Annotated in this window: 9 protein-coding genes and 1 riboswitch; all 9 genes read left to right on the top strand. The window is 33.1% G+C overall.

What is annotated here, in order from left to right; translation table 11 throughout:
• Positions 1 to 84: 84 nt before the first annotated feature.
• Positions 85 to 903: a uroporphyrinogen-III C-methyltransferase gene (cobA, locus tag ACH2CG_RS13185; protein ID WP_395065944.1), complete on the top strand. Its 819-nt coding sequence runs from the start codon at positions 85 to 87 to the stop codon at positions 901 to 903.
• Complete coding sequence (locus tag ACH2CG_RS13190; RefSeq protein WP_395065946.1) at positions 893 to 2587, top strand: sulfite reductase flavoprotein subunit alpha; 1695 nt, start codon at positions 893 to 895, stop codon at positions 2585 to 2587. Before cobA ends, ACH2CG_RS13190 begins: the two co-directional genes overlap by 11 nt.
• 32 nt (positions 2588 to 2619) lie before the next feature.
• Positions 2620 to 4266, top strand: coding sequence for an NADPH-dependent assimilatory sulfite reductase hemoprotein subunit (locus tag ACH2CG_RS13195; protein WP_395065948.1), 1647 nt, complete (start codon positions 2620 to 2622; stop codon positions 4264 to 4266).
• A complete protein-coding gene (locus ACH2CG_RS13200; protein ID WP_395065950.1) occupies positions 4256 to 5005 on the top strand; it encodes a DUF2490 domain-containing protein in 750 nt (249 codons plus the stop codon). The genes ACH2CG_RS13195 and ACH2CG_RS13200 overlap by 11 nt, the downstream gene beginning before the upstream one ends.
• Positions 5006 to 5008: 3 nt before the next feature.
• Positions 5009 to 6466, top strand: coding sequence for a TSUP family transporter (locus ACH2CG_RS13205; protein ID WP_395065952.1), 1458 nt, complete (start codon positions 5009 to 5011; stop codon positions 6464 to 6466).
• A 590-nt stretch (positions 6467 to 7056) separates the two neighbouring features.
• Complete coding sequence (locus ACH2CG_RS13210; RefSeq protein ID WP_395065954.1) at positions 7057 to 8349, top strand: O-acetylhomoserine aminocarboxypropyltransferase/cysteine synthase family protein; 1293 nt, start codon at positions 7057 to 7059, stop codon at positions 8347 to 8349.
• Positions 8350 to 8467: 118 nt separating this feature from the next.
• Positions 8468 to 9463, top strand: a complete 996-nt coding sequence (locus ACH2CG_RS13215; protein ID WP_395065956.1) for an alpha/beta fold hydrolase — start codon at positions 8468 to 8470, stop codon at positions 9461 to 9463.
• Entirely contained in the window at positions 9450 to 10550 is a 1101-nt protein-coding gene (locus ACH2CG_RS13220; protein WP_395065958.1) for an aspartate kinase, read from the top strand. The genes ACH2CG_RS13215 and ACH2CG_RS13220 overlap by 14 nt, the downstream gene beginning before the upstream one ends.
• 120 nt (positions 10551 to 10670) lie before the next feature.
• Positions 10671 to 10773, top strand: a riboswitch (SAM riboswitch).
• A gap of 273 nt (positions 10774 to 11046) precedes the next feature.
• Positions 11047 to 12039: a homocysteine S-methyltransferase family protein gene (locus ACH2CG_RS13225; protein WP_395065960.1), complete on the top strand. Its 993-nt coding sequence runs from the start codon at positions 11047 to 11049 to the stop codon at positions 12037 to 12039.
• Positions 12040 to 12151 lie beyond the last annotated feature (112 nt).

Here is a 12151-nt window from a genome sequence, read left to right on the forward strand (position 1 = left end):
AAAATTAATTTTAATTTATTGTAGGAATTTTTACCCTTTTTTATTAAGGGCTAGGATTTCTATGCCTTTTTCAAACTCAAAAAAATGATACAAATTCTCAAACAAGGTAAGGTAATTTTGGCTGGCGCTGGTCCAGGTGATCCTGATTTAATTAGCCTTAAAGCCTTAAAATATTTACAAATTGCCGATATAGTTTTAACCGATAGATTGGTTTCTCCAGAAGTAATTGAAACGCATGCCCGAAAAGACGCTCAGGTAATTTATGTAGGCAAGCAATGTTCTAAAGGAATTCATACGCCACAACAAGATATCAACGAACTTATGGTTGAATTCGCTTTGCAAGGAAAACTAGTTTTACGATTGAAAGGTGGCGATGCTTCACTTTTTTCAAATGTTTTAGACGAATTAATTGCTGTAAAACAACATCAAATTCCTTACGAAATTATTCCAGGAATATCAGCCGCATTTGGTGCAGCAGCATATACCGGAATTCCTTTAACGGCAAGAGATCATTCAAGAGGAGTTCGGTTTTTAACACTTTATGATTTTAAATTAGTAACACAACAGCAGTGGGCAGATTTTGCTGCAACAAGTGATACTTTGGTTTTTTACATGAGTGGTCAGCGGTTGGATATTTTAACCCAAAAACTATTGGAAAATCAAATCGACTCGTCCAAATCTATGGCAATAGTCCAACAAGCAACTACGCCTAACCAAAAGACAACTGTGTTTTCTTTTGAAGATTTGAAAACACAATCTCTACCCAATTTTGAGTATGTGCCAACCTTGTTAATTATTGGTAACGTTGTCAATTTACATCATGAGTTTGCTTGGTTTAACGAACAAAACACCTCCGAATCTTATTTCGATAATCATAAAAATACCTATCAAAATGCTATCTGAAACTAAATTATCCTTATTGCAACAATTGGTGCAATCGGCAACGAAAGAAGAAATTATCTGGACTAACGGCTATTTATCTGGCTATTTAGACAAAACTACAATAGGTGTTTCTAATTCTAATGTGCGTGAAGTAGCAGCAATTGCAGTTAAACCATTAATTATTTATGGAACTGAAACTGGGAATTCTAAAAAAATAGCATCACAATTATTAGCTACGTTTAAAAAAAATAAAATTCAAGCCAAGGCAATTGATGTATTTCAATTTGATGCTACAATTTTAGAAAAAGAAAATCTGGTTTTATTTGTAATGAGTACACAAGGCGAAGGTGAGTTTCCTCAAAATGCAGTTCCGTTTTACAACTATTTAAAAGAGACTTCAGCATCACTCAACAATGTTACTTATGCCATTTTAGCATTAGGAGATTCATCGTATCCATTATTTTGTAATGCAGGAATTTTATTAGAGGAAGTTTTAATAGACAAAGGTGCAAAACAATTACTTCCTTTAACAAAAGCCGATGTAGATTTTGCGGAAACAGTAAAAATTTGGGAAACCAATTTGCTTAATGAATTTCAAAATCATGGCAAAACAACAATTCCATTAAAAGCGGTTGCTCCAACTATTGCAAAGAAGAATTATAAAGGAACGATCAGTCACAAAGTTATTTTGAACGACAGAGAATCTAATAAAGAAACCTATCACATTGAAATCACCTCAGAAGATAAAATCATATACGAACCAGGCGATGCGTTGGGTATTTTGCCTAAAAATTCAGAAGATGATATTGATTTTATTTTGAATTATTTTAAAACCGACAACAACCAACAAATTACTATAAAAGACAAAACTTTATCTTCTCACGAATGGTTGTCAAATTACAATATTAAAGGTTTAAGCAAAAAAATAGTTGACCAAATTGCCAATTTATTTGAAACAACAATTTCTGCCGAAAAGGCCGATTTAATTGATGTTTTAAAGGATAATGAAAAACCACAATCATTAACTTTAGAACATTTAGTAACTGTTTTATTGCCAATTGCGCCAAGGTTGTATTCCATTTCTTCTTCTCCTGAAGCGCATGAAGGACAAGTGCATTTAACAATTAATTTAAATAAGTTTAAAATTAATGATGTTCAAAAAACAGGATTGGCTTCACAGTTTTTAGCCGATTTCCCACTAAATACAACACTGGATTTTTACATACATAAAAATCAAAATTTCCGATTGCCTTCCGTTGAAACAGATGTTATCATGATTGGTCCAGGAACAGGAATTGCACCTTTTAGAAGTTTCATTGCGCACAGAGATGCAATTGGAGCCGAAGGAAGAAATTGGTTGTTTTTTGGAGAGCAACATTTTGTATTGGACTTTTATTATCAAACCGAAATTCAAGAATGGATAACTACAGGTGTTTTAACAAAACTTGACACAGCTTTTTCTAGAGATCAAGAACGTAAAATTTATGTACAAGATAGAATTCTTGAAAAAGCAAAAGAGTTTAATTCATGGATAGAAAATGGTGCTAGCATATACATTTGCGGTCAAAAAAATCCAATGAGTCAAGATGTAGAACAAGCTATTTTAAAAGTAATTTCATCGGAACGAAACATTTCTATTGAAGCAGCAAAACAAGTTTTAGAAGCATTAGAAAATCAAGGAAAATATCAAAAAGACGTGTATTAGTCAAACAATCTTTCAGGTTTAAATAAAATAAAATGAGCGAAAAATTATCACCAGTAGAAGCAATAAAGACCAAAAGTGATGGTCTTAGAGGAACTTTAAAAGAAAGTATAGAACTAGATAATCATACTGGAAATGTACGTCCAGATGATGAAATTTTAGTTAAGTTTCATGGAATGTACGTTCAAGACGATCGTGACAGAAGAGCCGAACGTGCCACAAAAAAATTAGACAAATTGTATTCGTTCATGATTCGATTGCGAATTCCTGGCGGCGTAATAAATGCCGATCAATGGATTGCAACGCACGAAACTTCGGAGCATTTTGGAACCGGAACTTTAAAAATTACAACACGACAAACCGTTCAATTACACGGATTGTTAAAACACCAATTGCGTCCAACAATTCAGGCATTTAATACTGCAAAATTGGATTCTATTGCAGCTTGTGGTGATGTCAACAGAAATGTTATTGTAAGTTCGCATCCACAAATTTCACAAATTCATCAGCAAATTCACCAATATGCCGATAAAATATCGACGCTATTATTGCCAAAAACGCAATCGTATTATGAGGTTTTTATTGATGGCGAAAAAATTTACGAACGGTCATCAGAAGCCGATCCTTTGTATGAAGACAGGTATTTACCTCGAAAATTTAAAATTGCAATCGCTATTCCGCCAAGTAATGATGTCGATGTTTTTACAAACGATATTGGACTTATTGCAATTATTGAAAACAATGAATTGAAAGGTTTTAATATTGCAATTGGTGGTGGTTTGGCAACAACTCACGGAAATTCAAATACATATTCGCGATTGGGAAGCATCATCGGATTTACAGATAGTGAAGAAAAAACCTTAAAAGCAGTTTATGAAATTCTAACCATTCAACGCGATTTTGGAAATAGAGTTGATAGAAAATTATCGCGATTGAAATATACAGTCGATAAATTAACCGTTGAAGGATTTAAAAAAGAATTGGAAAGCCGAATTGGATTTGACCTTTTGCCACAACAAGAATTCAAATTTACAGAACGAAGTGACCGTTTTGGTTGGGAAAAAAACCATCAAGGAAATTGGTTTTACACCTTGTTTGTTGAACATGGCGTTGTAAAACCATATCAAAAAGAATTTTTATTTCAGTTAGCTAAGTTGAAAATTTCAAACTTTATTTTTTCTGGAAATCAAAACTTAATTTTAGGAGAAATTACCGAAGCTAACAAACCTTTAGTCCAAGCTTTATTGGCGTCACACAATGTTGAGGTTGCAGTAAGTGCGTTACGCAAAAATTCTATGGCGTGTGTTGCATTACCAACGTGTCCTTTGGCATTGGCAGAAGCACAACGTTATTTGCCCGAATTGGTTACCAAAATCGAACCTATTTTATCAAAATATAATTTAACCAATGACGAAATTTCTATTAGAATGACTGGTTGTCCAAATGGTTGCGGACGACCATACGTAGCTGAACTTGGCTTTGTAGGAACTGGTCCAAATCAATATAATTTTATGCTTGGTGGCGATAGATTTGGCGAAAGGTTAAACAAACTGTACAAAGAAAAACAAACAGAAAGTCAAATTTTAGACCATGTAGATCAATTGTTGTCGAACTATGTAAAAAACAAATCGGGAAATGAAACTTTTGGTGATTTTGCATTCAGAACTTATTTTGAAAATTAATAAAAAAACAAAAATAGCATTGTGGTTTGCAATGCTATTTTTTCAAATGGTAGTTGGTCAAAAACAGCAAGTTCATCAAAAATTAATTTGGTATGGCTATTACAGTATTTTGAAAATTAACGAAAATTGGAAGGTGAATTCAGAAGTTCAGGAACGTCATTTCATTAATCCTTCAGCGCAACATCAGTTGGTTTTTAGATCTAATGTAGAACGTAAAATTATTCATAATTGGTCGGGTTTAATAGGTTTTACGCTATTTTTGCAAAGTCCGCAAGATCCAAATTCTAACAGCAGTTTAATCGTTCCAGAATTACGACCTAGCATCGGAATTACAAATTTTGAAAAGTTAGGTTCCTTAAAAATAACTAATAAATATCAATTGGAAGCGCGCTTTTTTCACAATCAAAATTTAAATGAATTAGTTAGCGGATATACTTTTTCAAATTTTAGATTTCGGTATCAAATAGGTTTCGATTATCCTATTTTAAGAAAAGAACAATCTGATAAATTAGTGATTAAATTAAAGGATGAGGTCATGCTAAATATTGGAAATCAAATTGTTAAAAATACGTTTGATCAAAATAGAATATATGGCGGAATTCAATATGTTGTTAATCCAAAAGTAGCGTTAGAGTTGGGTTACCTCAATTGGTTTCAGCAGCAAAAGTCGGGCATTGATTATTACAACAGAGATATTTTACGCTTTTCAATAACACATTCAATAGCATTAAAAAAATAAACTATGAACAATACACTTTTTCCAGTTTTTTTGAAAACAGAAACAGCTCATTTTCTAATAGTTGGTGGCGGAAATGTTGGCTTAGAAAAAACAGAAACACTACTTAAACAAAATCCTAAAATCAATATAACCATTGTTGCGCCTTATTTTCATCCAAGTTTAATCTCAATTATTGAAAAAGCAGATAATAATGTAAAAGCTTTTCAAAGACCTTTTGAAGAAACGGATTTAATGGATAAAGATTTTGTAATTATTACAACAGACAAGCCTGAAATAAATTTATTGGTGAGAGAATTGGCACGCGAGCAAAAAATAAAAGTTAATGCTGCCGATCAACCAGATTTGTGCGATTTTTATTTGGGTTCCATAATTAACAAAGGAAATCTCAAAATTGCAATATCAACCAACGGAAAATCGCCAGTTTTAGCCAAGAGAATGCGCGAATATTTTACCGAAGTAATACCTGATACTATAGAAGATAACTTGACTATTTTAAACGAGTTTAGAAAAAATCATAAAGGAGATTTTCAAGAAAAGTTAAACGATTTAAATCAAATAACTCAAAATTTTGTTCCAAAAACTAAACCGAAAGAAACCAAAAACTACAAGCGACTTGCCTTTACTTTGGCGTTATCATTTTTAATGTTTTTTACAGGTTACGGTTTGTCAACAGTTGTCTCGTTTTCGGATATTAAATTGGGTTTACAACTCGTTCCAAAAGAATTTTACTACATGTTGTTGGTTGGTTTTTTTGCTCAATTAGTTGATGGCGCAGTAGGTTTAGGTTATGGCGTAACGTGTGCAACAAGCATGATGTTACTAGGAGTGAAATTGCCAGCAATAAGCGGAAGTATTCACACAGCCGAAATGTTTTCTAGTGCCATTAGTGGATTTTCGCATTACAAATTCGGAAATGTAAATAAAAAACTTCTTTTATGGCTTTCCTTTTTTGGCGTTATTGGAGCAATTTTAGGCGCAATGGCATTAATTTATATTGGTAATCAATACGAACAAATTGCCTATATAATTTTATCATCCTATACTTTTATAATTGGTATCCGATTAATTGTTTTGGCTTTTCGAAAAATTCATCTTAAAAAAAGAATCAAATATTTAGGATTTTTAGGATTTTCTGGCGGATTTATGGATGCTTTTGGCGGTGGCGGTTGGGGTCCAATTGTAACGTCAACTCTCTTAGCTAAAGGTAGAAATTCCAAATATGTAATTGGAACAGTCAGTTTATCTGAATTTTTTGTAACACTAGCAGCTTCAATCGTATTTTTCACTTCTTTGGGCGTAAGTCATTGGTATATAATATTAGGACTAATTATTGGAGGAATTGTTGCCGCTCCAATAGCTGCAAAACTTGCTGGAAAATTACCTCAAAAAGCCGCATTACTGTTTGTTGCAGCATTAGTTATTGTATTTAGTATGAGGGTTTTTCTAAAAATCATCAATTAATTAGAAAATTATAACATTTAGCTTTTGCTATTTAGATTATTTATCTAATAATTTAAATTAATTCAACAAAAAACAGAAAAATAATCTATTTATTTTTTTTTAATAGAAAAATAATCTAAATTTGCATTTCAAATAAGTAAAAAATGAATGTAAAAATGTGCAATATGTGTATGATGATGTGGAAAATTCCGCAGAGCACTTCTATTGCATAATTTTAAATTTTTAAAATATATCCAAATGAAACCTCTGCTAACCGCAGAGGTTTTTTTTTACTCTGAATTTATTTTAGAGTCTTTTCAAATAACAAACTAATAATATGATAAAAGCTGAATCTAGTCAGTTTAAATGATTTCAAAATGAACGTAGTAGCTAAAAATATGATGATGACTTGTATGATGATGCGCACAATATGTTGTATCGACATCAGCTATTACCATAAACGGAAAACGTAAAAGAAATCTATATTTCTATTGTAAAAGTCCCTTTGGTAAGCCATCCAAAGGGGTTTTTTTTTATGCTGAATTTATTTCAGCATCTCATCAAAAATTCAAACATAAATATCTAAAATTTAATATCTAAAATCAATTATCATGAGCACACAAAAATTTTCAACAAACGCACTTCACTCAGGACACGATGTTACTAAAAATGCAGGAACTAGAGCGGTTCCAATTTACCAAACATCATCGTATGTTTTTAATAATTCCGATCATGCAGCCAATCTTTTTGGACTTGCTGAAGCCGGATTTATCTACACAAGATTAAACAATCCTACCAACGACATTCTAGAACAACGACTTGCAAAACTAGAAGGCGGAATTGGAGCAGTCGTTACCGCATCTGGAACGGCAGCAATTGCAACAACATTTTTAACCTTACTAAAAGCTGGAGATCACATCGTTGCATCCAACAGTTTGTATGGCGGAACATATAATTTACTAAAAGTAACTTTACCAAGATTAGGAATCACAACAACGTTTGTTGATCCTTCCAATCCTGAAAATTTCACCAAAGCATCGCAAGAAAATACAAGAGCGTATTTTGTTGAAAGTCTTGGAAATCCTAAATTAGATGTGTTGGATTTAGAAGCGATTTCTAAAGAAGCAAAAGTATATAAAGTTCCGTTTATTGTTGACAATACTGTTGCAACGCCTTATTTATTAAACCCAATAAAATATGGTGCTGACATTGTTATTCACTCACTTACAAAATATATTACCGGAAACGGAACGTCACTTGGAGGCGTAATTATCGATGCAGGAAACTTCGATTGGAGTAACGGAAAATTTCCAGAATTTACCGAACCATCAGCTGGATATCACGGATTAAAATACTACGAAGCACTTGGCGCAGCCTCATTTATTGCAAAAGTTAGAATTGAAGGATTGCGCGATTTTGGTGCCGCTTTAAGTCCATTTAACGCTTTTCAAACCATTCAAGGATTGGAAACTTTAGCAATCAGAATAAAAAAACATTCTGAAAACGCGCTGGAATTAGCCAAATGGTTGCAAACTCAAAACGAAGTGGCTTGGGTAAATTATCCAGGTTTAGAAACTTCAAAATATAAAGAACTTGCTGATAAATATTTGCCAGAAGGAAAAAGTGGTGTAGTAACTTTTGGGTTGAAAGGCGGATTTGAAGCAGCCAAAAAAGTAGCTGACGGAACCAAATTATTCTCGCTTTTAGCCAATATCGGCGACACCAAATCATTAATTATTCATCCAGCGAGTACAACGCACCAACAATTATCGGATGCAGAGCAAGAAACCACAGGCGTTTCTAAAGATTTAATCCGTCTTTCTGTTGGATTGGAAGATATTGAAGATTTGAAAGCTGATTTAAAAGAAGTTTTCGTTTCGCTTCCTGTAGAAAAAATTGTTTAGGTTTTTGTTTGTTAAGAACTGTCTTCAAAATCCCAATTGGAGGCAGTTTTTAAAAATAAATTAAATCAACACAAACCTTAATTTTTCTTAATCTCTTAATGGTTTAAAAAATAAAAAAATGTTACAAAAAATAGACATTCTAAATTTCAAGTTAGAAAAAGGAAAATTGCTAATAAAAACTCCATTATTCTATCAATTTTTTGGTCAACCAATAGGAAATGCTCCGATTGTAATTGTAAATCATGCCTTAACAGGAAATTCAAATGTTACTGGAGAAAACGGTTGGTGGAACGATTTAATTGGAGAAAATAAAATAATCGACACCAATTATTTTACCATAATCGCATTCAATATTCCAGGAAATGGTTTTGATGGAACTACCGAAAATCTAATTACAAATTACAAGGATTTTACAGCCAAAGACATTGCCAGAATTTTTCTGGAAGGAATTAATTTACTTCAAATAGAAACTGTTTTTGCTTTAATTGGAGGAAGTTTAGGTGGCGGAATTGCTTGGGAAATGGCGAATTTACAACCAACTAAATTTCAGAATTTAATCCCAATTGCAACCGATTGGAAAGCGTCCGATTGGGTAATTGCAAATGTTTTAGTGCAAGATCAAATTCTGAATAATTCCGATAATCCAATTGCCGATGCGCGACTTCATGCCATGCTTTTGTACCGAACGCCACAATCGTTAAAACAAAAATTCAGCAGAAATAAACAAGCAAATTCGAATGATTTTCAAATAGAAAGCTGGCTTGTAAATCACGGATTAAAATTACAGAACCGTTTCAAATTGTCTGCTTACAAACTCATGAATCATTTGCTAAAAACTATTGATATTACAAAAGAAACACAAGATTTTGAAGCTTCAGCAGGAAAAATCGTTGCCAACATACACATAGTTTCAGTAGATACCGATTATTTTTTTATTCCAGATGAAAACCGCGAAACATTTGAACTATTAAAACCTATAAAACAAAATGTTTTCTATCACGAAATAAAATCCATTCATGGTCACGACGCTTTCTTGATAGAATTTGACCAATTAGCACAAATATTAGAACCTATTTTTAACAAACAAAAACAACAAAATTATGTCAACGCTTAAAATAAATATAATCCTTTTCGGAATCGGAAATGTAGGAAGCACTTTAATAAAACAAGTTATAGAAAGTCAGAAATTCTTCCTTGAAAAGAGAAATGTCGATTTACGATTTCCAATAATTACCAATTCAACACTTGCTTTTTTTGAAAAAAACGGTATTAAAAATTCATGGGAAGCTAATTTTGCACAATCGGCAATTCCGTTCAGAGTTGAAGATATTATCGAATATGCTCAAGAACAACAATTAGAAAATCTAATCGCAGTCGATGCAACAGCAAGTTCCGAAATTGTAAAAAGCTACATTCCATTAATCCAAAACGGATTCAATATTGTTACAGCCAATAAAAAAGCCAATACATTAGATTTAAATTTTTACAAAGAATTAAGAAAAAATTTAAAAAATCATGACAAAACATTTCTTTACGAAACCAATGTTGGAGCAGGATTACCAGTAGTACAAACCATCAACGATTTGCACTTTTCTGGCGAAAAAATCACAAAAATAAGAGGCGTTTTCTCAGGTTCATTAAGCTACATCTTCAACAGATTTTCTGAAGAAGAAACTACATTTTCCAAAATTCTAGTTGATGCCGAAAAAAACGGATACACCGAACCCGATTCTCGCGAAGACTTATCAGGAAACGATGTAGCAAGAAAATTACTCATTTTAGCAAGAGAAATCGAACAAGAATTTGAATTTTCAGACATCAAAATTTCATCACTTTTACTTCCAGATTTAAACGAGCAACACTCCAAAGCGCAATATGCAATCAATAAATCAGCATTCGATAAACCATTTAATATCGCCAAAATCACACAACCACACAACCACGTTTTAAGATATGTTGGCGAACTTGATGTAATTGCCCAAAACCTCGAAGTAAAACTAATTTCAGTACCAAAAACATCCGCTTTGGGTCAGCTAAAAGGTGCCGATAATCTTATAGAAATCTACACAAAATCCTATGGCGAAATCCCAATTGTAATTCAAGGCGCAGGCGCAGGAAAAGAAGTTACAGCTCGTGGCGTTTTGACCGATATTCTCAAAATTTCCGATAAAATAAAAATTCAAGAAGCCATTTTTCAATAATTTTTCAACCAAACAATTCCAAAACCATAGCAACTACATCGTTGTAGGTTTTTATTTTTCACAAACACTTGCAAAATAAAATTCTATGTCATTACTTTGCATTGTTCATAAACTTATTGATTGTTATCACGAAAGCTGGAGAGATTAGACTCGATGAAAGCTTAGCAACCTATCTACTAGAAAAGGTGCTACATTCTATTCGCCATGGCGAAACAGATAACCCCGAGAATTCTCTCACTTTCTACGATAACATTTTAATATTTTTTTTGGAGCTATTTCCAGCTATCCATTGCAATCTTTTTCTTTTTAAAGAAAAAAGAAAAAGGATTTCCATTGCTATCTGGGCTAGGGCAATCGTTTTTATAAGAAAATCTTTGCTAACAATTAAGTAAAAAATAAAACAAAGTTTTTAAAATTTGTGTAATAAACAAGGATAAAGAATTCGTGCAATTCGTGTTAAAAAACCTTAGCAAACTTTGCGGTCAAGAAAAAAAATATGTCAAAAATAAACCAAGCAATACAAGAAAGAATCCTAGTTCTAGACGGAGCAATGGGAACCATGCTGCAACGCAATAACTTTTCCGAAGAAGACTTCCGTGGCGAACGTTTCAAAGATTTTCCGCATCCATTAAAAGGAAACAACGATTTACTTTCCATTACACAACCCGAAGCCGTAAAAGAAGTCCACAGACAATACTTTCAAGCTGGTGCCGATATTGTAGAAACCAACACCTTCTCAGGAACCACAATCGGAATGGCAGATTACCATCTCGAAGATTTGGTTTACGAACTAAACTACGAATCAGCCAAAATAGCAAGACAAGTAGCCGACGAATTTACAGACAAACCAAGATTCGTCGCCGGTTCCATCGGACCAACAAACCGAACCGCATCAATGTCGCCAGATGTAAACGATCCAGGTTATCGTGCCGTAACTTTCGACGATTTAAGAATTGCCTACAAACAACAAGTCGAAGCCTTAATCGATGGCGGAAGCGACGTATTATTAGTAGAAACAATATTCGACACATTAAATGCAAAAGCCGCACTTTTCGCAATCGAAGAAGTAAAAGAAGAACGAAATCTAGATATTCCAGTAATGGTTTCTGGAACAATTACCGATGCTTCAGGACGAACACTTTCTGGGCAAACTGTAGAAGCATTCTTAATTTCAATTCAACATATAGATTTATTAAGTATTGGTTTCAATTGCGCACTTGGAGCTGATCAATTAAAACCATATTTAAAAAGATTGGCGCACAATACACAACTAAATATTTCGGCACATCCAAATGCAGGATTACCAAATGCATTCGGTCAATACGACCAAACGCCAGCCGAAATGCAAGCCTTAATTAAAGAATATTTACAAGATAATTTAATAAATATAATTGGTGGTTGTTGCGGCACAACGCCAGAACACATCAAAGCAATTGCAGAAGTCGCAGCACAGTTTCAGCCACGAATTTCACAAATTTTCACAAATTAAATATGTTATAATTTCGAATTTCGTTGAGAATTAAAAAAGTACATTTTTAATAAATTTAAATAATTCGTGCCAATTTGTGTAATTCGTGGCTAACAAAAAACTTTGTGGCAAA

The sequence above is a fragment of the Flavobacterium sp. genome (assembly GCF_043778725.1).
Taxonomy (GTDB): Bacteria; Bacteroidota; Bacteroidia; order Flavobacteriales; family Flavobacteriaceae; genus Flavobacterium.